This window comes from Thermodesulfobacteriota bacterium, from assembly GCA_036397855.1.
In the GTDB taxonomy this organism is placed as follows: Bacteria; Desulfobacterota_D; UBA1144; order Nemesobacterales; family CSP1-2; genus DASWID01.
In genome coordinates, this window is the sequence record DASWID010000026.1 from 1 (window position 1) to 23,901 (window position 23,901).

Consider the following 23,901-nt stretch of genomic DNA (forward strand, 5'->3'; position numbering starts at 1 on the left):
AACATTCCTGTTTCAATCGTTTTTCCTAAGCCAACGTCATCAGCAATCAGGATTCTATTCTTATAGGTATTGAGAGCCTTATACACAGCGTCGACCTGATAAGGTTCAAGATTTGTTCTTGTGAAAGATAGGGAAAGAAGATGATCATAGGCATAGGCCAATGAGAGGCGAGTAGCCTCATAGTGTAAGTCAAAATGAAGAGGTGAATCAAAAATATTTTTTTGCAGTTGTTCCAAGGGAGAAAGTATTTTGTCTATCTTGGTAGGTGGAGAAACAAAATCCTTTGCTGGACCTTCTTCAAACGCAACCTTAAAAATAGAAGTGTTGCCTCGGTGATCTATTTTAATAATTTCACCTATTTTCTCCCCAACCCTTACCTTATCACCAATTGTAAACCCGGTATGTAGTTGCATAACTACTCTAAACGCTTAAATTATCAATGCTTTCATTAACTTATCTAATAATACATTATGCCTTTGACGAACACCAAACACGCTTTGAACCTGATTATTAACAAGTGGATGGGGGTCAGGCGTGGATAAATGAGTTATTTATCTGTCTGTTCTTCTTCCCCGCTATGTTTTAAATTATTTTCGATTCTTACTTTGTCATGAACTTCAGCTTTCTTGCCCTCTTCCTTCTTTTCATTATCGATGAGAAGATAAGTGGAGAACTAAAGTCCTCCGCTACATGTCTATTTACTGCTTGAAAGGGGACTGCGTCACCATTAATTCTGGAAATTCAAGATAAAGAAAAATTCTAGTACGAAGAACGTAATAATTATTTTTTGCTACATCATAGCTGTACAAGATAAAAATTTTATTGACAATTCATTGATTGTGACGTATTTTTTAATGTACATGGTCTTGTAATTCTATGTACATAACGTATTGGAATAACTATTGGAGGTAATCATGAAAAAAGCGAAAAAGGTTGCAAAGCACTATCTGTTAAATCCTCGATTGATTAGAGAAGCCAAGAGATTTTTAGGCGCTAAGACAGAAACGGAAACAATAGAAAAAGCACTTGAAGAAACAATTCATCGCGCAAGGTTTGAGCGCATGCTAAAACAGAGCGCTGGAAAATATAGATTTAAGGGTTTTGCTTTCGGCAAAGGTAATGAGCAGGGCTAAAATTGGTATCATCGATTCCAACATTTATATAGATCTTTTTCGCTATGGTTTGTACAAAGAGGAACTTAGCGAAATCAATAAAAGCTTCATCATTAGAAATAGTTCTGTGGTTCTGCTCGAGTTATATACAGGAGCCCTTGAAAGAGAGGAAAAGAAACTTATCACAAAAATGGAGAGACATTTAGGCATAATTAATCCTACGCCGCGGAATTGGATAGAGTCGGGAAAGATTCTTAATGGCTTAATAGAGAGATATGGCTTTGGTTACAGGAAGATTAGAGACTTAGTGAGCGATACGCTGATTGCTATGTCGGCTAGAAGTAATGGCGCTACAGTAATTACAAATAACAGCGATGACTTTGAGATTATAAGAAAGTTAACGCATTTCAACCTAATGGTTCTGTAAGGAATTATTAGTTAGTTAAGATGGGGTCGGCTACGCTATCTGAAAATAGCTGCCTCGTTATTTCACCTCCTAAAAATCTATCCTCTGGCTTTCTTGGCTTTTTTCGCTTCTTCCTTGAATAGCTTATAATCAATGCTGTCGACCATGGCCTTCCAGCTTGCTTCGACTATATTTTCTGAAACACCAACCGTGCTCCAGTCGCTCTCACCATCACCGGATTCGATTAAAACCCTTACCACTGCGTCTGTGCCTTTCTGGCTTGAAACGACTCTGACACGATAGTCTTTCAGCTTGACATCCTTTAATACGGGATAGAACTTCTCGAGGGCTTTTCGAAGCGCATTATCAAGTGCATTTACGGGACCATTCCCAATAGCTGCTGTGTGCTCAGTTTTTCCATCGACCTGTACTATCACAGTGGCCTCTGAGATTGGCTCTTCATCGTCTCTATGTTTTTCTACGATTATTCTGGCGCCATTAAGTTCGAAGTGTTTCCTATATTGACCAAGTGTCTTTCTTATTAGCAATTCAAAAGATGCATCTGCACCCTCAAATTCGTATCCTTGATTTTCCAATTTCTTAAGTTCAGAAAGTATCTTGTGTACCCCTTTATCACTGGGGTCTAGCTGAATTCCAAGTTCTTTGGCTTTATATATTATATTGCTCCTGCCTGAAAGATCAGAAACAAGCACGCGCCTCCTGTTGCCGAGAATCTCAGGGTTTATATGCTCATACGTTTCCGCGCTCTTCATGACTGCACTGACGTGCAGTCCTCCTTTGTGAGCAAAGGCACTTTCACCGACAAATGGTCGATGTTTGATTGGGGGGAGGTTTGTGAGTTCGTGAATAAAGTGCGAGACCTCGTAAACTTTCTTAATTTCGTCATTGCTTAAGCACGATATCCCAAGCTTTAGCTTCAGGTTCGGTATGATTGAACATAGGTTAGCGTTACCACATCTCTCGCCATATCCATTTATAGTACCCTGAACCTGATTAACGCCTTCTCTTACTGCATAGAGCGTGTTTGCAACACCTAACTCACCATCGTTGTGTGTATGTATGCCGAGTGGAGGATTTGCAAGTTGTGAATTCACATCCCTAACGGTTGATTCTATCTCCCAGGGAAGTGTTCCTCCGTTTGTATCACATAGAACCACAACATCTGCCCCAGCATCCATCGCGGTCTCGATCGCTTCTAGAGCATATTTTGAATTCTTTTTATACCCATCAAAAAAATGCTCTGCATCGAAGAAGACTTCATCCACTCTTTTTTTCAGGTACTGAATAGAGTCATGAATTATGTCCAAATTCTCCTTGAGGGTAATTCTCAATGCCTCCTTTACATGAAAATCCCAGCTCTTACCCACAATCGTCACCACGGGTGTCTCAGCTTTTAGTAACGCTTGAATATTCTCATCTTCACTTGGTTTTTTATTTACCCTCCTTGTGCTACCAAATGCTGTGATCTTGGATTTTCTAAGTCGAAGTTTTTTTGCCTGCTTGAAAAAGCCTTCATCCCTTTCATTTGAACCCGGCCAACCACCTTCAATAAAATGAACTCCTAGCTCATCGAGTTTGGAGGCTATTCGGATCTTATCGTGTATGGAAAATGAAATGTTCTCTCCCTGTGTACCGTCCCTGAGAGTCACATCATAAATTTTCACTAATCTCTCTTGCATTTTCTTTTCCCAAACAATTTTTTAACCACAAAGGCACTAGGACACAAAGATAGAATTCAGAATCCAGAAGTCAGAAGGTGAAAGCTAGAGATCTTTTCTTCTGGCTCCTGACCCCTGATTTCTTCAACGTTCATAATTACCTTTGTGCTTTAGTGCCTTCGTGGCTTAATTCAATCTCCCAATTCAAACTCATCATGTAGCGCGCGTACAGCCAGTTCAGTAAATTTCTCATCAATAACACAAGAAATTTTTATCTCAGACGTACTTATCATCATAATGTTTATCCCTTCCCGTGCAAGTACGGAGAACATCCTTGATGCAATACCTGAGTGAGTTTTCATACCGACTCCTACCAAGGACACCTTGGCAATCTTATCATCAGAGGTTACTGCCTTGGCACCTAATTCATTCGCTACGCCTTGGGTAATTTTTATGGCTTTCTTGAAATCCGTTCTGGGAACCGTGAAAGTCATGTCTGTATATCCCTCGGTGCTTACGTTTTGTACAATCATATCTACCAATATGCCTTCGTCAGCAAGAGGATTGAATAACTTAGCTGCTATACCTGGCTGATCAGAGACGTGTATTATTGTAATCTTTGCTTGATCCTTATCATAGGTTACACCAGAAATAACTATCTTTTCCAGTTCCGCCATTTCTTCCTCCTCTATAACCCAAGTTCCTTTCTCGTCTGGTTTTGCCGTAGAACGTACATGGATAGGTACATGGTATTTCTTTGCAAACTCGACTGCTCTTGCCTGGAGCACTTTGGAACCTAAGCTCGACATTTCTAACATTTCATCATAAGAAATCTTTTCTAATTTTCTAGCATTCTCGCATATACCAGGATCTATGGTATAAATTCCGTCAACGTCATCCTTATAAAGTTCACAACTTGCATTTAGCACCGCAGCAAGGGCAACTGCTGTAAGATCAGAGCCTCCCCTTCCAAGTGTAGTTACATTACCTTCCTCCTCTACGCCCTGAAATCCGGCAACCACTATTATCTTACCCTCGGTGAGTGCCTTCTTTATCTTTTCATCATCTATCCTTACTATTCTAGCTTTCGAATGAGCGTTATCTGTTATAATCCTTACCTGATGACCTTGAAATGAAATAGCGTCATATCCCATAGATTTTATCATCATTGTCAATAATCCTGAAGATACCTGCTCCCCACTCGATGTGATTACGTCTAATTCCCTCTCGTCAGGAGGATCCATGATTGATCTGGAAAGCTCTATCAATCTGTTGGTTTCACCTCCCATAGCAGATACTACAACCAGAATATCATCGCCTTTTTCCTTGGAATTTACGATGTGCTTAGCGACTCGCCTTATTTTATCTATCGTTGCGACGCTTGTTCCACCGTATTTTTGAACGATGAGAGCCATCTATCCTTACCTTCAATATTAATCTTTCTTATAGTCTCGGCGTTATGATCGGGTTCAACCGGAATCGTTATTCCAATTTTAATAGTCTTATCTGGAAAAATTCCCTTCACTCGGTCCGACCATTCTACAACCGTTACGCCATTTCCATAGAAGTAATCCTCATAGCCTATTCCTTCGAGTTCTTCTGCCGACGAAATCCTATAAAGGTCAAAGTGGTAAAGAGGTATCCTTCCCTCATACTTGTTCATAATAACAAAAGTTGGGCTATTCGGTTCTTCCCGTGTATTCAACCCTCTAGCAATTCCCTTCACAAAAACTGTCTTACCGGTTCCAAGTTCACCGTTTAACCCAATAATAGTACCGGGCTTGAGTAATTTTCCTAGCTCTTCACCTATTTTAATTGTTTCTTCTTCACTTGAAGAATAAATAACACATTCCTTTGCCATATAATTATTTTTCGTTGATATTGGGCGTGATAATAATGTAAAGGTGAATTTTCGTTCCTAATTTCCAGTAAATTCCTTAGCACTAAAATTGAAACCCGCTCCGAGTTTTTATATTTTTCACAGTAACAAGATCAATATAATCACACAACAATACATATCAATGATGACACAGTTATTACTTAAATAATTAAAGCTTTAAGAATGATGAGCGACCTACCGGGTTCATGAGGAATTATAATATTATTCTTGCTAATTACTTCTAATTACTCTCAAATATTTCTTTGACTGGTACTCCATCCCAGTCCGTCGGTGGCTCAATTCCCAGAGCCGAAAGGACTGTCGGAGCTGTATCATAGATGATTACCCGTTTTTTGATTTTGTGGTTGTGCTTAACCCTGTTTCCGAGGACTATCCAGGGAATTCTTATGTTTTCTTTGTTTGTTCCTTCATGACTTTTAACCTTGCCTCCGTGATCAGCGAAGTATGGGCGGGGATTGTCTCACTAGGTTTTATTGTCTTTGCGTTTAGCGTGTATGAACTTAGTTTAATTAAGGAATATAAATTCGGGGTGTGAGTCTCTGAGATGGCGTCTGGTCTTAGGCCATCGATTGTGATGATTAATGCGAGTTTTGCCTCTGAATCTGCCCTAGCTAGGCAGGTGCAGACGATTAAAAATGCTAGAAGACATTTAGAAAAATTTTCAAAGAAAGTCTTTTTCAATTGTGTATCTTTCAGATAACAGTGTGAAATCTATGGGCTTTTTATAGGGAAATATTATGGTTGACTAATGCTTCAATAATGTTCTTATTTCGCCATGCCAGCGTATGGAACGGGGCTCGTGTCTCCAAAAGTTTTTGCCAGCGTCTTGATAAATTCTTGCGCATGATCGCTACAGAAAAAATACGAGAGCGCGGTTCCGCCTCCCATCCTGGAGACCGTTAGCATTTCATAATGTCTACTGCATAGGTCTTTCTTACACATGGCACATTCTTTAATTGCCTGCCTCTCGCCTTCGTTTATGCACCTGTTGCCTTTTTCATCTGCATGATCGCATTGGTACATTTCAACGGTTATTGTCTTCTTTGACATTTTTTACTCCTCAATAGATGTGCGATTCAAAATTGTCTAAGAGTGTGAGCCGAAAAAAATCTGTAAATAGTAACTGGTACAACTTAAACTAAATTTTATAGCCAAGTCAAGAAGTAACTTACATAAAACTAATTTTTCGCGGCACTTGATTAGTTATTCGGTGTACGTATATAATTTGTTGATGCTCACATTCCGTCAAATTGCTTTCGGTGGGGGGAAGCTTATATACAATAGGGTTACGAAGAGACCAAAGCTGGTTAACTTAGAAGTAACGAAGCTTTGTAATGCCCGCTGTGACTTTTGTGATTACTGGCAAACCAAACACGAGATAAGACTCACTGATTATACGCCTGTTATCAGGAAAATAAATCCCCTCGTGACTGTCATTACGGGTGGTGAGCCGATGCTGAGGAAAGATCTTCCTGATATAGTAAAGCAGATAAAAAAAGCTTCCTCTTGTATTTTTGTATCTATGGTGACAAAGGGTGATCTTCTAGACTATGAGAAGGCCAAGCAACTATTTGATGCAGGCATCAACCAGATTGCCGTTTCCCTTGACTTTCCTGGAGAAATGCATGATCAATACAGGGGAATACCAGGACTATGGAATCATGTTTCGACCCTGCTCCCAGAGCTTGGCAAAGAGTTTGGTCGAAAGAGGATAACCCTGAACACAATCATCATGAATGATAATCTGGATAAGGTTATTGATATCGCCCATAGAGCAAGGGAATGGGGTATATGCGTTTCGTTCAGTTCTTATTCTTTCATGAAAACGAACAATTCGTCTCATTTCGTTAAGAGGGAGGAAGCCGAGAGGGTCAAAGCAGTTGTTGAAAAAATCATTGGCCTTAGAAGAAGATGGAAGGGTACGATTCTTTCCACTGAAGATTATTTGAGAGAGATACCTGATTATTTTGAGAGGGGAGGTGTTCCGGACTGCTTTGCCGGGATTAATATGATTCAGGTAACGCCCAGTGGCCACCTGAAACGGTGCTCGGAGATGCCGGTTACTGCTCACTACAGTGAATATCGCCCGGGGCTATACGATAAGACAAAATGTACCGCTTGCTGGTATAGTTGTAGGGGAGAAACTGAAACTCCTATTAATCTTAAGAGAAGCCTTGAGTATATGGGTATATGGATTTAATTCTTAATTCGCCAGATTGTCCCGTGAGATTTGTCTTCCAGTATTACTGATTTTGATAGTAAATACGATCTGATTTCATCGGCTCTTTGCCAGTTTTGATCCCTCCTTGCTTCTGCTCTTTCCTCAATTAACCTGTTAATTTCCTCTTCTGTTATGTCTAATTTAATCTTGCTCAGTTTCTCTACGGTTAGGTATTCGTCGGGATCAATTTCAAGGATACCGAAGACGCCGGCAATATTCTTGATTTCGGTCAGTGCTAGATCTAATGTTCTTGTCCCTCCATGAGTGTCAATGGATCTGTTAATCGCTTTAGTCAAATCAAAAAGGTTGCCTATCGCTTCCGCAGTATTGAAATCATCGCACATAGCTTCCATCCATTGTTGCTTAAATGCGACAGTTCGTTCTTCCAATTCATTATCCTTTTTATCATTTCCGTTCCTCAAATCCCTCAGTCGCTTCAGTGTTATATAGAGTCTCTCAAGAGCGGCCTCTGATTCGTCCATGATTTTTTCGGAAAAATCCGCGGGATTTTGGTATTGGTGTGATAGAAAGAATAACCTGATTGTTTCTTTACTCCATCTCTTTAGTGCATCCATGACATTAATTATATTCCCGAGGGACTTGGACATCTTTTCTCGATTTATTTGAATCAGGCCATTGTGCAACCAATATTTAGCGAATTGCTCACCTGTCGCAGCTTCCGATTGGGCTATTTCATTCTCGTGGTGTGGGAAAATCAGGTCCTTACCGCCACCGTGTATCTCGAAGGTGTTTCCGAGGTACTTCATACTCATCGTCGAACATTCTATATGCCATCCAGGTCGTCCCTTTCCCCACGGGCTATCCCAGTTTGGTTCTCCGGGTTTTGCGGCTTTCCAGAGCGCAAAATCGAGTGGATCCTCTTTCTGCTCGTTTATGTCAATCCTGACACCTTCGAGCATATCGTCTGGGGATCGTTTAGATAGCTTTCCATAATCTTTGAATTTCTTAATCGAGAAGAATACGTCTCCCCCAGACTTATATGCGTAACCAATGTCAATGATCTTTCTTATGAGTTCGATTATTTCGGGTATGTGTTCGGTGACCTTTGGTTCGTAATTTGGAGCCCTGACACCGAGGGACTCCATTGCTTCCTTGTATTCAGCGATGTAGGTATTAGCAATTTCTTCAGATGGGATACCCGTCTCTATCGATTTTTTGATGATCTTGTCATCAACGTCGGTGTAGTTTCTTACATAAGTTACTTCATATCCAATTAATCTTAAGAATCTTGTCATAACATCAAACATCACGGCAGCTCTAGCATGACCGAGATGAGGAGAATCATAGACTGTCGGGCCGCAAACATATATCCCGATCTTGTTATCTTCGATGGGGATTAGATCTTCTTTGTTGCCAGTGAGTGTGTTAAAAAGCCTTATCTTTTCGTCCATGATTCGTGAGTGTTTTTGCTGAATTTTGTTTTGGGGTTTCGTTTTTGAAATTTAAATCAGGTCTTCACCACCGTCTACTCTTATCACGTTCCCCGTGATCCAATGAGTGGCTGACACCGACAGAGCAGCTATAGCTTGAGCGACATCCTTTGTCGTCGTAAGCCTTCCGCCAGGATTTACTTGAAGGGCATGCCTTATGATTATTTCGTTTCCGGGAATTTTTTTTAGGGCTGGTGTCTCTGTCACGCCGGCCTGGATAGCATTAGCTGTTATCTTTCGTGGAGCGAGCTCTACGGCAAGCTGTCTTATATGGGATTCCAGCGCTGCCTTTGAAGCTGATACAGCTCCGTAAGTAGGCCAGATCCTGTGCCCTCCGGCGCTTGTCATGGCGAATATCCTTCCGCCCTCGATAATCAGATTTCTTAGAACAAGTTCCTGAACCCAATAAACAAGGGAGTGGGCCATCACGTCTAGAGTCATGTTCATATTTGAGTCCGCGAGCATATCCTTACGATCAGAGGCTATATACGATCTTAAAGTGCCAAAGGCCAGAGAATGAAGAAAAACTCTGATGCCCTTCCGATCCCCGCTTTCCCTTATATTTTTTTCAATAGCATCTATGGTCTCTTTTCTTTTTTCCGCATCGGCGGCATTGATGTTAAAAAAAACAGCCTTTCTTCCCATATTGTTTATTTGATTTATTATCTCTTCTACCTTGGGTAATGTGGATTTTCTGTCGAGATGAACGCCAAATATGTTCAATCCAGCGCCGGCGAGTTCCAGGCTTGTTGCTTCACCAAAACCGCTTGATGCACCAAGGATGAGTGCCCACTGATCCATAAGACTATTGTCAGTTGTCAAAAAGTTTCCTCCTCCCGGTGATCACCTGAAGCTCAAACATGCTCAGTATTTGTTAAAAATACATTTTAGCCATACAGATTCTACGCACTTTATGATGAAATTCAAGGCGTATAAATCTCCCCCAACATTCCAGCCCTGATCATATATTGACAATGCTTTGTCAATTATGATTACTATTTAGCGATAGGCAAAGCAATGAGCATACTAAGCTATTCAAATATTAGCACATCAATCGGAGATATCTTTATCATTAGTGGAAAGAAGGGCATAACAAATCTGATTTTTGGGAACGAGAGATTTATGGATTTTAAAAGTAATTTAAATGAAAAAAGACTAGTTGAAGGTGGACGAGCCGAAGAGTCGGCGAAGGAGTTGGAGTTATACCTAGATGGCGGTCTTAAACATTTCAAAAGCAATCCGGTTGCATTACCGGGTACGCCTTTTCAGGTTTCGGTCTGGAAGAGCTTGTTGGAAATACCCTACGGACAGGTTATCTCATACAATGAATTAGCAAAGAGAATAGGAAATCCAAACTCAGCAAGGGCTGTGGGAAATGCAGTTGGCGCAAATCCGATACCGATAATTGTACCCTGCCACAGGGTCGTTTCCTCGAGGGGGCTTGGAGGTTATTCTTCAGGTATTGAAATAAAGAAGATGCTGCTTAGGCTTGAAGGGTCAATTTCATAAGTGAAAGAGCGGCTTTCAATATTAGTTTCATCCTTCTTTTATCTCGGCTATTCACCAGTCGCTCCGGGAACAGTTGGCACTCTTGGTGCGGTATTACTCTTCTATTTAATTTCTGGTTTTTCCAATTTAGAATATGTTTTATTTACTATCGTATTCATAATACTTTCTGTTTGGGTTTCAGAGGTTGCCCGGATCAGATTAGGAGATTCAGACCCGAGTAGCATCGTGATTGATGAGGTCTGCGGTTTTTTGGTTACAATGATTTTGATCCCTCCAAGTATAATTAATATTGCATTGGGTTTTCTTTTGTTCAGATTTTTTGATATTTTAAAACCTCCTCCGATAAGAAGGTCGGAAACGCTCCCAGGTGGTTTAGGCATTGTAGCTGATGATGTGCTTGCGGGGATTTATGCGAATATCTTACTTCAAATATTTGCCAGAGTATCGGGGTAAATAAATTGTAATGATATCGATGTGAACAATTTAGCGGTAACTTTATCATCAAAGGGCATTTGGATGAAAATAGAGATTATAACTACGGGTAATGAGTTGATGTGCGGACTGACACTGGACACAAATTTCCGATGGGCAGCAGAGAGGCTTTCCAGCACGGGTTTTGATCTTAAGTTCCATACTACTGTTGGAGATAACGAAGAAGATCTGATGCAGGCCTTCCGCAACGCAGAAAATAGGGCTCAAGCGATAATAGTTTCGGGTGGTCTAGGTCCCACCTCTGATGATTTGAGTGCAGGGGTTGCCTCGATATATTTTGGCGTAGAACTCGAGCTCAATCATCTCGCACTGGAGATGTTAGAACAGAATTTTAGAGAGGGTGGCAGACAGTTGTCAGAAATCAATAAAAAGCAGGCATATTTGCCTCACGGATCAAAGCTTCTAAAAAATTTCTGGGGAACGGCACCCGGTTTCCAATACGAGAGATCTGGTAGTGTATTTTTCTTTCTACCCGGGGTACCTAAAGAATTTAGGTCCATGGTCGACGAGTATGTAGTACCTGAGTTGAATAGTAGAAGCGTAGATCGACCCAATATTAGAACAATGCTCATAAAAACATTTGGGTTAAGAGAGTCTGAGGTTGCCGAAAAACTTCAAGGAATTGGGAAAGATGGTATTTATATAGGTTATAGATCTCATTTCCCCGAGATTCATTTGAGAATTTCGGCTCAAGCTGATAGAGATGAAGTGGTTAATGACCTTCTTGATTGCATAGAAAGAGAGGTTTCGAACCGGATTGGCGATTATGTGTTTTCGACAAAAGGAGAGGAGCTGGAGCAAGTGGTAGGGGACATATTAAAACGAAAAAAGCTTACACTTGCAATAGCTGAGTCATGTACGGGAGGACTTTTGGCACATAGGATTACAAATGTTCCAGGGAGTTCTGAGTATTTTGAAAGGGGTGTAGTCTCTTATAGTAACGAGTCTAAGGTAGATGTACTTGGCGTAGATAACGTATTGATTGAATCAAAAGGAGCTGTTAGTGCCGAAGTTGTACAATCAATGGCAGAGGGAGTGAGGATACTTGCAAATACGGATTTGGGAGTAGGGGTATCCGGAATTGCCGGGCCAACCGGAGGTTCTTCCGAAAAGCCAGTTGGCACTGTGTTTATAGGGATCTCGTGTAAGAACAAAGAGACATTTTCTCGTAGATATCAATTTCGAGGAACAAGGGAGGAAATAAAAATCATAACCTCAGAAGCTGCACTTGATTTGATTAGAAAATTTATTTCAAATGGTGTATAATTCGCAGTATATCATACTATGTCTAAAGAAGCATCTCTAAAAGAAATGAACAACAAGGAAAAAGCGATAGATCTCGCGATCTCATCGATTGAAAAGCAGTTTGGTCGGGGTTCGATAATGCGATTAGGCTCAGATTCGCCAGTTCCTGAGATGTCTGTAATCCCGACTGGTTCCATTGGATTAGATCTGGCTCTCGGTGTTGGGGGACTTCCAAGGGGTAGAATGGTAGAAATATTTGGACCGGAGTCTTCAGGCAAGACAACTCTTGCTCTTCATGCCCTGGCGGAATCACAGAAGCTCGGTGGAATCGCGGCTTTTGTTGACGCCGAACACGCTCTTGACCCTCATTACGCAGCGAAGCTGGGTGTAAAAGCGGATGATCTTCTAATATCCCAGCCGGATTTTGGAGAACAGGCACTCGAGATAGTTGACACACTCGTAAGGAGTGGAGCAGTGGATCTTATAGTTGTTGATTCTGTTGCAGCGCTTACTCCAAGGGCTGAAATAGAGGGGGAGATGGGAGATTCCCATGTCGGACTTCAGGCGAGACTCATGTCTCAAGCCTTGAGAAAAATCACAGCTACTGTTGGCAGGTCAAACACGATAGTAATATTTGTCAACCAGACCCGTATGAAAATCGGAGTTCCGTCTTACATGAATCCCGAGACAACAACCGGGGGTACGGCGTTAAGATTCTATGCATCTGTCAGAATAGACGTGAGACGGATCGGTTCCATAAAGGATGGGGAAGAAGTTTCTGGAAACAGAGTGAGGGCTAAAGTCGTAAAAAACAAGGTAGCCCCGCCTTTCAGAGATGCCGAGTTTGATATACTATTTGGTAGTGGAATTTCTTACGAAGGCGAGTTATTGGATATTGGTTCTAAATTAAAGGTGATTGATAAGAGTGGTACATGGTTTTCTTACAGTGATGATAGATTGGGTCAGGGAAGGGAGAATGCTAGGGCTTTTTTAAAGGAGAATGTTGAGGTTTCAGAAAAGATTAGATCCGAGATTCTCTCGATTTATGGTATTAAAAACGAAACCAAGCTTGGTGAGGAATAATGACTGAATCTTTAATTGATGAATTGCTTACAGGTGCTTTTAAGGTTGGTGCTTCGGATGTCCATTTGAAGGCAGGGAGCAGGCCCGCTTTAAGAGTTGAAGGTAGATTGATATTTGTAAAAGATGCACCCGAGTTTTCGAATGAAGAACTTCAGAAGTTGATATACTCCATTCTCAACGATAAGCAAAGAGAGAGATTTGAGCGAGATAAAGAATTGGATCTTGCGTATAGCATTCCAAACCTTTCAAGGTTTCGTATGAATGTTTTTCAGGAACGAGGAGGTATAGCTTGTGCTATTAGATCAATCCCATACCAGATAAGGGGTTTTAAAGAGCTTAACCTTCCCCCTGTTCTAGAGAAGATTTCGGAAGAGGAAAGAGGCTTAGTTATTCTCACTGGAACCACGAGCAGCGGTAAATCAACCACTCTTGCTGCTATTATAGATTATATTAACTCGACCAAAGCAAGGCATATAATTACGATTGAGGATCCACTAGAATATTTGCAGGTAGACAAGAAGAGTTATATAAATCAGCGTGAAATCGGGATTGATACATTCTCTTTCTCAAATGCATTGAGGTCTGCTCTCAGGGAAGATCCGGACGTGATTCTTGTCGGAGAGATGCGCGATCTCGAGACTATGGCAATAGCGATGTCAGCCGCTGAAACAGGACACCTTGTACTAACTACCCTTCATACGCTTGATGCCCAGGAAACCATTAACCGAATCCTTGCTATATTTCCTGCTCACCAGCACAACCAAATTCGCTATCAGCTTGCCCAGGTTTTAAAGGCTGTAATTTCACAGAGATTGATGACAAGGGCTGATAACAAAGGAAGGGTTCCCGCTGCTGAGGTTTTAATCGCGACGTCGAGGATTAGAGAGTGTGTATCTGATGCTACAAAAACACCTGAAATAAGGACAGCTATTGAAGAGGGTTACTTACATTACGGAATGCAAACCTTTGATCAGTGCTTGTATGATCTTTATAAAGAGAATCTAATAAGTTATGATGAGGCTATGAGGCAGGCAACAAATAAGGATGATCTGGCACTCAGAATCAGCGGTGTTACATCGGGCTCCGCTTCCTTGAGCAGGCTTGAACAGGAAAAGAGTACTGCCCAATAAACCTAAAAAGAAATATTAATTTATGTTAAGCTTATTTGTATTCTTCGTCATAGATGAGAGTTTTAGGTATTGAGACTTCAACCCATTCTGGGAGCGTCGCTATAATAGACGGCGATACGATTCTTGGAGAGATCTTTTTGAATGTCGGTCCCTCTCTTTCCGAAAAGCTCCTGCCAATGGTGGATTGGCTTCTGCGAGAAGCAGGTATGAAGAGGAATGATATTGAAGGAATAGCTGTTTCAAGCGGTCCGGGTTCATTCACTTCTCTCAGGGTTGGGATTTCAACTGCTAAGGGTATGGCATTTTCTCTTGGGATACCTATTGTTGGGGTTTCGTCCCTCGAGGTTTTATCGAGAAATTTACTTCATACGCCATATACAATATGCACTATCATTGATGCAAGAAGAAAACAGGTCTATGCGGCTTTTTTCAAATGCATTGGCGATGAGCCCATAAGGCTAAAGGAAGATTGTCTTATTAATCCGGTTGAACTTATCGCGATGATAAGTGAGGGGACAATATTTGTTGGTAATGGAGCGGTGTTATATAGGGATCTTATAGAGAAGTCTCTAGGAAATCATGCAATGTTTTGCACATCTAGTTTTAATTTTCCAAAGGCATCTCATTGTGCTCAAGTTGCCATAAATAAAATGAGTGGTGACAATAAAGGGGAGATTTCTCAATTCTCTCCTCAATATTTAAGTAAGGCCGATGCCGAAATATCAAAAGAGAGGTGAAAGCATGAAGGATTTAAATATAGTCGAAAAGTTGCTGGAGGGTGATGAGGAATTTAAAAAGCTATATTTTGAACACAGGAAATTAGATGATATAGTTAAAGGACTGGAAGAAAAGGATTCGATTAGCATTGATGATGAATTAGAGATTAAGAAGTTGAAAAAGATTAAGTTATCGCTCAAAGATCAGATGGAGATGAAGATAAGTAGGTTAAAATGATTATTTGTTATAAAGTCTTTTAGGGAGAAATAGCATGGCAAGAATGTTGGGAGCGCAGATGTTTTTTGAGACCTTGTTGCACGAGGGGGTAGACATTATATTCGGTCTTCCCGGGGGGTACGTACTTAAGGTGTATGACATAATGCCTCAGTACACAAATGGTCGCATAAGACACGTCCTGGCAAGGCATGAACAGGGCGCAACACACATGGCGGATGGATACGCCAGGGCATCTGGAAGGCCGGGGGTTGTGCTTTGCACTTCCGGGCCTGCCGCGACGAATACCGTTACTGGTATTGCCACTGCTCAGATGGATTCATCACCTATTGTCGTATTTACCGGACAGGTACCTACCCCTTATCTTGGGAGCGACGCATTTCAGGAAGCTGATCATATCGGAATCACACGTCCGTGCACTAAGCATAACTATCTTGTTAGGAAAACTGCTGATCTGCCGCGTGCAATGATGGAGGCTTTTTATATTGCTAGTACAGGAAGGCCAAGTCCCGTTCTTGTCGATATGCCAAAGGATGTTCTAATCGGTGAGGACGAATTTGTGATTCCAGATGAGATAAATTTGAGGGGTTATAAACCTTCCATAAAGGGTCATCCAGGTCAGATTAAGCGTGCGGTTGAAATGTTGCTCTCGGCAAAGCGTCCACTGATCTTTGGAGGTGGTGGTTTAATTTGGGGTGAAGCAACTGAAGAGCTTAAAGAGCTGGCTCATAGGCTTCAAATCCCGGTTACTCTAACCCTCATGGGACTGGGTGCTTATCCCTCTGATGATCCTCTTTTTATCAGTATGGTGGGGATGCACGGTTCTTATGCTGCTAACATGGCAGTCCACGAGTGTGATTTGGTTTTATCGATCGGTGCGAGGTTCGATGACAGGGCAACGGGAGGGAACTTCGGGAAATTTGCACCTAACGCGAAAATCATACATATCGACATCGATCCATCGACTATAGATAAGAATATTAGGGTTCATTGCCCTATAGTTGGAGATGCAAAAAATATATTGAGGCAGCTTTTGGATCTTCTGCCTGGCGAGATAAAATTTGATAGGAGAGAGTGGCTAGGCCAAATCAATGAATGGGCGAAGAATCATCCACTCACCTATAATCAAAATGGGGATAAGATCTTAACAACATATACGATAGATACGCTGTCTAAGATTACTAATGGCGACGCAATCATTGTCAGCGATGTTGGTCAACATCAGATGTGGGTTGCTCAATTCTACAAATTCAAAAGGCCAAGAACCCACATCACCTCTGGCGGACTCGGTACTATGGGATTTGGTTTTCCGGCTGCCATGGGTGCGAAATTTGCAAAACCCAACGAATTAGTGATAAGTGTGGCAGGGGATGGAAGCTTTCAAATGAACATGCAGGAGCTTGCGACAGCCGTTGAAAACAAGATGGATATAAAGATAGTGCTATTAAATAATCGTCATCATGGTATGGTGAGGCAATGGCAAACGTTGTTTTTTAATAGCAATTATTCAGGATCCTATTTCGAAGTGCTTCCGGATTTCGTTAAGCTAGCGGAGTCGTTTGGTGCTAAGGGACTAAGGGTTACAAGGCCCGACGAGTTAGAAGCCACCCTGAGGGAAGGAATCTTTTCTGAGGGTGTTGTGCTTATCGAAGTTGTTGTAGACTGTGAGGAAATGGTTTATCCGATGATAGCTCCGGGCGGTGCAATGAACGAGATGATTCTAGATCCAGTTGACATGGCATAATGATATCCAATTGTTAGAAAGGGGAATCAGTAGTCTTATATTCATTCCTTGGTTAACTCCCTCTTAAAGTATCGGAGGTCTAAAATTAGTGAGGCATACTATTTCACTTCTTGTAGATAACGAGCCCGGTGTTCTTTCCAGAATCGCCGGATTATTTAGCGCGAGGGGTTTCAATATCGAAAGCTTAAACGTTGCCGAAACCACGGATCCCGATACCTCCCGTATCACACTTGTCACCAGTGGGGATGATTGGATAATTGAACAAATAATAAAGAGATTTAACAACATGGTTAATGTTATCAAGGTAAGGGACCTCACTCCTCTAACACGTGTTGAAAGAGAGATGGTACTTGTCAAGTTAGAGGCAACTCAGGAAACAAGGGCAGAGATACTCAGGACTGCCGATATTTTTCGGGCAAAAGTAGTTGATGTTGGTCCTAAGTCATATACACTTGAGCTAACAGGGGATAAAGATAAGGTTACTGCGTTTATCGACCTTTTAACGCCATTGGGGATAAATGAGATCGCCAGAACTGGTACTGTTGCTATGATAAGAGAGACTCAAATAATTAAACGAAGGAGTTGAAAAATGCAGGTTTACTATAATAAAGATATAAATATTGAAATTTTGAAGAAAAGGAATATCGCGATTATTGGATACGGTAGCCAGGGTCATGCACATGCGCAAAATCTCAGAGAGAGCGGTATGAATGTTGTAGTCGGTCTCCGGGAGGGAGGCAGTAGTTGGGAGAAGGCTAAGGGCGCCGGATTTAAGGTCCTTCCAGTTGATGAGGCGAGTAAGTGGGCCGATATTATCATGATGCTAGCACCAGACACAAGCCAGCCGCAAATTTATTCAAACCACATCGGTTCTAACCTTAGGGCCGGTGAAGCGGTTGCCTTCAGTCATGGATTCAATATTCATTATGGTCAAATTGTACCGCCCCCGAATGTTGATGTCTTTATGGTGGCTCCGAAGGCTCCGGGACACACCGTCCGTAACGAATTCGCTCACGGTGGGGGAGTTCCTGTGCTGGTGGCAGTCCAGCAGGATGCTTCTGGTCAGGCAAAGGAACTTGCACTTGCATATGCGGGGGCCCTGGGGGCCGGACATGCTGGAATAATAGAGACTACATTTAAGGATGAAACTGAGACCGATCTTTTCGGTGAACAAACGGTACTTTGTGGAGGGCTTACCGCATTGATACTTTCTGGATATGAGACCCTGGTCGAGGCCGGATATCCGCCGGAGATGGCATACTTTGAATGTCTTCATGAGGTAAAGTTAATCGTAGATCTGATTTATGAAGGTGGGATATCAAATATGAGATATTCGATAAGCGATACGGCGAAATATGGTGACATAACGAGGGGACCGAGGGTTATAAATAATGATGTAAGGAAAGAGATGAAAAGGATACTCAAAGACATACAATCTGGTGAGTTTGCGAGGGAATGGATTCTTGAAAACCGCGCTGGGCGTCCCGTGTATAATGCTCTACTTAAACAAGGAGAAGCACACCCTATAGAAGAAATAGGGGAAAGACTCCGGGGGATGATGAGCTCTCTCTTTAAGAAGAAGCTTGTAGACAAAGCAAAAAACTGATGAGCTTAAATAGGGTAAAAATTGCTTCTGAAGGACTTGTTTACATAGCCGTTTTTGGCATATTGTGTTGGATTACGGGTCTTTTTGGGTTTGTGATAATTTCTGTGATCTTCTTGGTAATAACTTTGTTTATCGCATACTTCTTTAGAGATCCCGATAGGTCCATACCTCAGGATCCACATGCACTAGTTGCCCCGGCGGATGGAAGGATTGTCGAGGTATCACCTGCTTTTGAGGAAACATTCTTAGGTAAAGAGATGAAACGGATCGGTATCTTTTTATCAATAACTGATTGCCATATAAATAGGTCTCCCTTAAACGGGATTGTATTAGGCACAAAATACATTAAAGGGAAATTTAGTTTAGCTTACTCAAAAACTGCTTCACGCCAGAACGAAAGACTTTCTACGCTGATCCAGTCAGAAGAAAAAGAGAATGTAGTCCTCGTTCAGATTGCGGGGTTCCTGGCCCGCAGGATTATTTCATATCTTGCTATCGGGAGTCAAATTAGAAGGGGTGAGAGGTTTGGCATGATCAAATTCGGGTCACGGGTCGACATATACCTCCCGCTCAATTGTGAAGTGACTTGCAATGTTGGGGATTTTGTAAGGGGTGGAGAAACAATAATTGGATGGTTGAAAGAGGGAGAAGAATGAAAAAAAAGAAGACCAGAGGACAGAGAGTCATACCTATATTACCAAACATTCTTACAACGGGGAGCCTGTTCCTAGGTCTATATTCTATTATGACTTCTCTACAGATAGTGTCTATTCAGGGATTTCAGGAGTTTTCAGATGAATTTATTTACAACAAGTTTTGGTGGGCAGCGGCATTCATAGGTTTTTCCGTGGTTCTTGATATGTTTGATGGTAAGCTAGCGAGGTTGCTTAAATCCGAGAGCGAATTTGGTATTTCGTATGATTCTCTCTCAGACTTAGTTTCTTTTGGGGTGGCTCCGGGTATTTTAATTTATACATGGTCCCTGATGAATGCCAGCAAATTTGGGCTTATGGCTGTTCTTTTTTATATGGTATGCACGGCACTAAGGTTAGCGAGGTTTAATGTTCAATCAACAAAATTGGAAAAATACAAGTTTACAGGGTTACCCAGCCCGATGGCTGCCGGTCTGATGTTTTCACCTATTTTGCTGTTTTCGGAATTCAGGATTGAGCCCACTCAATTTATGGCATGGTTTTACTTAATAGCTGCGCCATTTGTGGGGCTTTTGATGGTAAGCAACATTCCATACTGGAAATATCCAAGGTTCAGGTTGGCAGGTCCTTTTAATGCTCTAGTGGTCTCTTCTATCATCATAGCTGCTCTTGTGACTAATCCGGAAATAATGGTTATATTGATTGTTTATCTTTATAGTATAGCCGGTCTGATTTTATATGTTGCGAAGCAACTAAATAGGAAGTCGCCTATTTCAGAAGATGCTGCTGCGGAATAAACATATATTTACTGTTTATTCTATAGGAAGGTTTTATAAAATTGATCTTAGTAGAGCTAATTTAAGTAGCCCTTTATATTTGTAAGTTACTGTATTCCCACGATTTTATATCTATAGTCCTGTATGGAGGCTTTTTATGAGATATTTCCTCATCATTCTCTCAGGTATAATGATAAGTCTAAATTTTAATCCGGAGAATGGTATGAGTATAAATGTAAACGAAGCGCAAGTGATTCAAAATGATTCGCTAGGTGAAATAGTAACAGGGGTACGGAAAATTCAGCTTAATAACGGCTTAAAGGTGATTCTTGAAGAAAATCACTCTGCACCGGTGGTCGCCGTGAATGTATGGGTAAAGACCGGAAGCGCTTGTGAGCAGGAGGGAGAATACGGGCTTGCCCATGTACATGAGCACATGGTCTTTAAGGGTACAAAGCGTAGAGATGTAGGAGAAATCGCAAGGGTGATAGAAGGGGATGGCGGAGATATCAACGCTTTTACGTCCTTTGATGAAACGGTTTATTTCGTTGCCATTGCCAGCAGGTTTCTTCCCACCGCTCTCGATGTACTATCTGATGCAATGGAAAATTCCACATTTGATCCCTACGAGCTTACCAAGGAGCTTGAGGTTGTGATGGAGGAAATAAGACGGAGCGAGGATTCGCCGGCGAGAGTATTGAGTGAGAAGGTTTTTTCGACAGCGTATAGTGTTCACCCTTATAAGCGACCTGTGATTGGAACAAAACAGAGTGTTAATAGTTTTACACGCGAAAGGGTCATTAATTTTTACAATGAGTGGTATTCACCAGGTAACATGGTGCTCGTTTTAGTTGGAGATTTCAACACCGATGAAGCCATCAATCAAATTGAAAGCACATTTGGTAAGATTAAGCCAAGGGTCGTACCTGAGTGTGTGATTCCTAAAGAACCTGAGCAGAAAGAGATTAGGACTTTTGTAGTTGATAAAAATGTCAAGGAGGGTTATTTTTCACTCGCTTTCCATATTCCGGATGCTAGACATGAAGATTCGGCGGTGCTTGATGTTATTTCCAGTATATTAGGTGGTGGAGAAAGTTCGAGGCTCTATAGAAGGATTAAAGAAGAAAATGGACTCGTGACTAATGTGTATGCTTATTCTTTTACCCCTAAGCATTCAGGGCTTTTTGGGATCGGTGGCACTGTAGACCCTGAAAAGAGCGAGGAGGCTTTGTCTGAAATAATTAAACAGACAAACAGGCTGAAATATGAGCCTGTATCCCTCGAAGAGCTTTCTAGGGCAAAAATAAATATAGAAAGCAATTCCATCTACGCTAAGGAAACTATGCAAGGCCAGGCGCAGAAGCTTGGATACTTTGAGGTTGAGGCAGGGGATTATAGATACGAGGATGAATACCTGGATAGGATTTCTCAGGTGAGTCCGGAAGATATTATCCGCGCAGCTAAAAAATATTTAAATAACCGGAATCTTAATGCAGGTATCTTATTCCCCACCGGCAAGGTCACGTTGAATCAAGAGGAGATAAAAGAGCTAGCGGATGAGGCTTCAGCCGCTATTGAACGAGAGTTATCACCTATCAATTCCGACCAATCCGACAAGGTTAGTAAGGTCGTCCTGAATAATGGTATGACAGTTTTGGTAAAGGAAAATCATTCGGTACCTTTATTTGCAGCCAGGGCAGTTTTTTTGGGCGGCGTGAGGTATGAGGATGAGAACACGAACGGCGTATCAAATTTTGTCTCGGAGACCTTAACAAGGGGAACTCAATCGCGAAGTGCGGAGGACATTGCCAGGGGAATCGAGTCAATTGCCGGCGAGGTAAGCGGTTTTTCCGGAAGAAACAGCTTTGGTGTAACTGTTGAAGCCCTTAGTCGATATTTCGCTCAGGCGACGGATATATTCGCCGATGTTATCATGAATCCATCATTCAGCCCGGTTGAAATCGAGCGTGCGAGGAGAGACATAAGCTCAAAAATTAATCGTGAACAGGATGACCTTGTAAGGACCACTATTAATTACTTTCTCAGTACCCTCTATACAGTTCATCCCTATAGATTTAATGTCCTTGGTACCCCAGAGACAATTAATAGGATTAATCGAGAGGACTTGGTTTCCTTTTATGAAAAATACGCACATCCTGAAAATATGGTTGTTGCAATTGTGGGTGATGTAAATGAAAAAGAAGTCATAAGGGAGGTTGAGAAACACTTCGGGAAGATGAAAAAAGGACAATTATTGGCACCCGATATAAAGCCTGAAGCTCCGCCTCTTGATATAAGGACTAAAATAGTTGATCAGAAAGACAAAGCCCAGACCCATATGATCATGGGTTTTCATGCGCCGAGCCTGGGAGATCCAGATGAGTATCCCATTGAGGTGTTGAATGCTGTGCTCTCCGGTCAGGGGGGAAGGTTATTTACTGAACTTCGGGATAAGAAGAGCCTTGCGTATACGGTTACATCATTTCTGACCGCGGGTCTAGAGCCGGGATTTTTTGGAGTGTATATCGGAAGTGCACCAGAGAAGCAGGATGATGCGATAGCGGGTATAAAAGAACAGCTGGCACGTGTATTAAAAGAAGGCATAACCGAAGATGAGCTAAAGCGGGCACAGAATTATCTTGTTGGTAATTTTGAAATTGGTCTGCAACAAAACTCTTCCCAGGCTGGGAAAATGGCGTTTGATGAGATTTATGGTGTAGGATGGGATGAATATAAGAAATATCCGGAGCAGATTTTCTCCGTGACAAGGGAGGATGTAAAAAGGGTTGCCAATAAGTACATAGACCTGGACAAATATACTCTCGCAATCGTAAAGTCTGAAGGGAGTAGTTAGATTCTGTCAAATTTACTCTCCGCGATGATCCTTTTCTTACTGCGCCTGCTCTAGTAAGACCACTAAGGCGGCCTAAAGGTCGCCGTTCCATGAGTGTCTCGGGGTCAGTCCTTACTTTATACCAATTTAAGACCTAAAGACATGGAGAAAGTAGTGCTTAGTTCTTAAAAAATGTCTAAGTGTAGTATATTTATCAAATTAGTCTTGGGAAGAGTTTAGAGTGTAGGGCTAAGTACCGACCCCGCTGATAGTAGGATGGGTACAACGCCAGCCAAACAGAGGCAAGTCCTCCCCTGGCTCCTTCTGATAAACCGGCGTACAGGTAATTGACAACTATGAGGTCTCAGACTCCACCCAGGTTGTGTTATTAACAGACATCGGCTGGCGCGATGCAGGATTAAAATCCTTTAACCATTATTGCTTCCAGGAGAAAACTATAGATTTGATTTTGAAGATATCGTATTTATAATAAAATTCTCCACTGGGAGCTAATAACTATAGAAATTTATTTGAAAACAAGGGCTGCTAGCTCAGTTAGGTAGAGCAGGTGACTCTTAATCCCTTCCCATCGGTAGCACGCCCGACCAATCTTGAACAAGTAAGAGCACAAAACACCTTTAATTAAAGGGCATTATAAGCTTAGTAATCCCTGTACGTTTGTTCACTCCTATGCTACACTTTTCAATAATTAACCAATGAACCGTAGCCAAGTTGTAGCCAAGAACGGCCACCGAAATCGTACAAAGCCCAAAAAAAATGCTAAAAAAAAGCCAAACTCAATCGAATTGTTCCCAACGTCTATATTAGAGAAATGGAAATCGAAATATGAATTTTGGCTACCAAGCTTTGGAGAATTAATAGGCAAATATAAGTTACATTACAAATTAGAAGATCTATCCAATAATGAGATAATGAATAACTTAACCGATGAAAGTTTACGTTTAATGTTCATGCGAGATTTTCTAGATACGGGGGATATTAATTTATTGTTAAGCAAATTCGATTTACAAATACTAGGACATCCTCTATGCCAAGCGGTGGTAAGTCACTTACAGTCAATAGTTATTAAGAAGGAAAGAGGGGAAAAAG

The 23,901-nt window shown here is 41.6% G+C and carries 25 protein-coding genes; 17 read left to right on the forward strand and 8 right to left on the reverse strand.

Translation table 11 applies throughout. The annotated features are described in order from the left end of the window. Nucleotides 1–413 (reverse strand): helicase (locus tag VGA95_01940; protein ID HEX9665296.1); only part of this gene is annotated, 413 nt, incomplete at its 3' end. 501 nt (nucleotides 414–914) lie between these two features. On the opposite strand from VGA95_01940, the gene VGA95_01945 reads away from it, so the two are divergent. Both VGA95_01945 and VGA95_01950 read left to right on the forward strand, forming a co-directional pair. Beyond that, nucleotides 915–1,133 (forward strand): hypothetical protein, encoded by a 219-nt coding sequence (locus tag VGA95_01945; protein ID HEX9665297.1) that lies wholly within the window; start codon nucleotides 915–917, stop codon nucleotides 1,131–1,133. Beyond that, nucleotides 1,120–1,539 carry a type II toxin-antitoxin system VapC family toxin gene (locus VGA95_01950; protein HEX9665298.1) on the forward strand — a complete coding sequence of 140 codons (420 nt, stop codon included), beginning with the start codon at nucleotides 1,120–1,122 and terminating at the stop codon, nucleotides 1,537–1,539. The genes VGA95_01945 and VGA95_01950 overlap by 14 nt, the downstream gene beginning before the upstream one ends. 77 nt (nucleotides 1,540–1,616) lie before the next feature. Here VGA95_01950 and cimA read toward each other — a convergent pair whose 3' ends face one another. The 5 genes from cimA to VGA95_01975 all read right to left on the reverse strand — a co-directional run bounded on the left by cimA (nucleotide 1,617) and on the right by VGA95_01975 (nucleotide 6,147). After that, nucleotides 1,617–3,218 (reverse strand): citramalate synthase, encoded by a 1,602-nt coding sequence (cimA, locus tag VGA95_01955; protein ID HEX9665299.1) that lies wholly within the window; start codon nucleotides 3,216–3,218, stop codon nucleotides 1,617–1,619. A 170-nt stretch (nucleotides 3,219–3,388) separates the two neighbouring features. Continuing rightward, entirely contained in the window at nucleotides 3,389–4,612 is a 1,224-nt protein-coding gene (locus VGA95_01960; GenBank protein HEX9665300.1) for an aspartate kinase, read from the reverse strand. After that, entirely contained in the window at nucleotides 4,564–5,058 is a 495-nt protein-coding gene (gene tsaE / locus VGA95_01965) for a tRNA (adenosine(37)-N6)-threonylcarbamoyltransferase complex ATPase subunit type 1 TsaE (GenBank protein ID HEX9665301.1), read from the reverse strand. The genes VGA95_01960 and tsaE overlap by 49 nt, the downstream gene beginning before the upstream one ends. 423 nt (nucleotides 5,059–5,481) lie before the next feature. Then, on the reverse strand, nucleotides 5,482–5,778 hold the full coding sequence (locus tag VGA95_01970) for an alkaline phosphatase family protein (protein ID HEX9665302.1): 297 nt from the start codon (nucleotides 5,776–5,778) through the stop codon (nucleotides 5,482–5,484). Nucleotides 5,779–5,862: 84 nt separating this feature from the next. Continuing rightward, nucleotides 5,863–6,147, reverse strand: coding sequence for a hypothetical protein (locus VGA95_01975; protein ID HEX9665303.1), 285 nt, complete (start codon nucleotides 6,145–6,147; stop codon nucleotides 5,863–5,865). Between the two features lie 181 nt (nucleotides 6,148–6,328). On the opposite strand from VGA95_01975, the gene VGA95_01980 reads away from it, so the two are divergent. Beyond that, nucleotides 6,329–7,297 carry a radical SAM protein gene (locus VGA95_01980; protein ID HEX9665304.1) on the forward strand — a complete coding sequence of 323 codons (969 nt, stop codon included), beginning with the start codon at nucleotides 6,329–6,331 and terminating at the stop codon, nucleotides 7,295–7,297. On the opposite strand, the gene cysS is transcribed toward VGA95_01980, so the two are convergent. Next, nucleotides 7,294–8,730 carry a cysteine--tRNA ligase gene (cysS, locus tag VGA95_01985; protein HEX9665305.1) on the reverse strand — a complete coding sequence of 479 codons (1,437 nt, stop codon included), beginning with the start codon at nucleotides 8,728–8,730 and terminating at the stop codon, nucleotides 7,294–7,296. The genes VGA95_01980 and cysS overlap by 4 nt on opposite strands. 51 nt (nucleotides 8,731–8,781) lie before the next feature. Beyond that, nucleotides 8,782–9,591 carry an SDR family oxidoreductase gene (locus tag VGA95_01990; GenBank protein HEX9665306.1) on the reverse strand — a complete coding sequence of 270 codons (810 nt, stop codon included), beginning with the start codon at nucleotides 9,589–9,591 and terminating at the stop codon, nucleotides 8,782–8,784. A 195-nt stretch (nucleotides 9,592–9,786) separates the two neighbouring features. Here VGA95_01990 and VGA95_01995 point away from each other — a divergent pair, with 195 nt between their 5' ends. From VGA95_01995 to VGA95_02060, 14 genes are all read left to right on the forward strand, one after another. After that, nucleotides 9,787–10,278: a methylated-DNA--[protein]-cysteine S-methyltransferase gene (locus VGA95_01995; GenBank protein ID HEX9665307.1), complete on the forward strand. Its 492-nt coding sequence runs from the start codon at nucleotides 9,787–9,789 to the stop codon at nucleotides 10,276–10,278. Next, nucleotides 10,279–10,731 carry a phosphatidylglycerophosphatase A gene (locus VGA95_02000; protein HEX9665308.1) on the forward strand — a complete coding sequence of 151 codons (453 nt, stop codon included), beginning with the start codon at nucleotides 10,279–10,281 and terminating at the stop codon, nucleotides 10,729–10,731. Nucleotides 10,732–10,794: 63 nt separating this feature from the next. Further along, a complete protein-coding gene (locus VGA95_02005) occupies nucleotides 10,795–12,036 on the forward strand; it encodes a competence/damage-inducible protein A (protein HEX9665309.1) in 1,242 nt (413 codons plus the stop codon). 18 nt (nucleotides 12,037–12,054) lie between these two features. Further along, entirely contained in the window at nucleotides 12,055–13,098 is a 1,044-nt protein-coding gene (recA, locus tag VGA95_02010; protein HEX9665310.1) for a recombinase RecA, read from the forward strand. Next, entirely contained in the window at nucleotides 13,098–14,228 is a 1,131-nt protein-coding gene (locus tag VGA95_02015; GenBank protein ID HEX9665311.1) for a type IV pilus twitching motility protein PilT, read from the forward strand. Before recA ends, VGA95_02015 begins: the two co-directional genes overlap by 1 nt. 53 nt (nucleotides 14,229–14,281) lie before the next feature. Continuing rightward, nucleotides 14,282–14,965: a tRNA (adenosine(37)-N6)-threonylcarbamoyltransferase complex dimerization subunit type 1 TsaB gene (gene tsaB, locus VGA95_02020; protein HEX9665312.1), complete on the forward strand. Its 684-nt coding sequence runs from the start codon at nucleotides 14,282–14,284 to the stop codon at nucleotides 14,963–14,965. Nucleotides 14,966–14,969: 4 nt separating this feature from the next. Next, entirely contained in the window at nucleotides 14,970–15,182 is a 213-nt protein-coding gene (locus VGA95_02025; protein ID HEX9665313.1) for a DUF465 domain-containing protein, read from the forward strand. A gap of 34 nt (nucleotides 15,183–15,216) precedes the next feature. After that, on the forward strand, nucleotides 15,217–16,923 hold the full coding sequence (gene ilvB / locus VGA95_02030; GenBank protein HEX9665314.1) for a biosynthetic-type acetolactate synthase large subunit: 1,707 nt from the start codon (nucleotides 15,217–15,219) through the stop codon (nucleotides 16,921–16,923). A gap of 88 nt (nucleotides 16,924–17,011) precedes the next feature. After that, the gene (gene ilvN / locus VGA95_02035; protein ID HEX9665315.1) at nucleotides 17,012–17,509 is read left to right on the forward strand and encodes an acetolactate synthase small subunit; all 498 of its coding nucleotides are present in this window, start codon (nucleotides 17,012–17,014) and stop codon (nucleotides 17,507–17,509) included. A gap of 3 nt (nucleotides 17,510–17,512) precedes the next feature. Next, on the forward strand, nucleotides 17,513–18,529 hold the full coding sequence (gene ilvC, locus VGA95_02040; GenBank protein ID HEX9665316.1) for a ketol-acid reductoisomerase: 1,017 nt from the start codon (nucleotides 17,513–17,515) through the stop codon (nucleotides 18,527–18,529). Beyond that, entirely contained in the window at nucleotides 18,529–19,185 is a 657-nt protein-coding gene (locus tag VGA95_02045; GenBank protein HEX9665317.1) for a phosphatidylserine decarboxylase family protein, read from the forward strand. The genes ilvC and VGA95_02045 overlap by 1 nt, the downstream gene beginning before the upstream one ends. Beyond that, nucleotides 19,182–19,979 (forward strand): CDP-diacylglycerol--serine O-phosphatidyltransferase, encoded by a 798-nt coding sequence (gene pssA, locus VGA95_02050; protein HEX9665318.1) that lies wholly within the window; start codon nucleotides 19,182–19,184, stop codon nucleotides 19,977–19,979. Before VGA95_02045 ends, pssA begins: the two co-directional genes overlap by 4 nt. 136 nt (nucleotides 19,980–20,115) lie before the next feature. Beyond that, the gene (locus tag VGA95_02055; GenBank protein HEX9665319.1) at nucleotides 20,116–22,812 is read left to right on the forward strand and encodes a pitrilysin family protein; all 2,697 of its coding nucleotides are present in this window, start codon (nucleotides 20,116–20,118) and stop codon (nucleotides 22,810–22,812) included. Nucleotides 22,813–23,507: 695 nt separating this feature from the next. Continuing rightward, nucleotides 23,508–23,901, forward strand: a 394-nt coding sequence (locus VGA95_02060; GenBank protein HEX9665320.1) for a hypothetical protein, incomplete at its 3' end; no start/stop codon positions are given.